Origin of the sequence: Pseudoalteromonas aliena (assembly GCF_038155085.1) — a bacterium.
In the GTDB taxonomy this organism is placed as follows: Bacteria; Pseudomonadota; Gammaproteobacteria; order Enterobacterales; family Alteromonadaceae; genus Pseudoalteromonas; species Pseudoalteromonas aliena_A.
The window spans coordinates 1-296 of record NZ_JBAKAU010000055.1; the positions used below are offsets into that span (position 1 = coordinate 1).

Consider the following 296-nt stretch of genomic DNA (forward strand, 5'->3'; position numbering starts at 1 on the left):
AGTGCAAACAATGTGCACAAACAAATCAAGAATCTACATAAAAATACAACTGTGGCCTTTTAAGCAATAACTTATCATTGGTTGTACTAAAGTAATCACCGCCCATTTTTCCCACTGCATTTAATTATTCAGGGTCAATATAGCCACCACTCATCACTTTATCGTCTATACAAATAACCACTACATCCAGCAACATCATTTTTCCGGCGCCAGGCTCATTTGATATACGAATAAGTTCGCGTAACTTACATTCAAACCGTACTTTTGAATCGACAACGCTTGGCGCATTTACTTAC

The 296-nt window shown here is 37.5% G+C and carries 1 pseudogene; it reads right to left on the reverse strand.

What is annotated here, in order from left to right:
- Positions 1 to 25: 25 nt before the first annotated feature.
- Positions 26 to 292 (reverse strand): annotated as a pseudogene (locus V6260_RS18515) (flavin reductase family protein); the annotation flags it as partial.
- Positions 293 to 296: the final 4 nt, after the last annotated feature.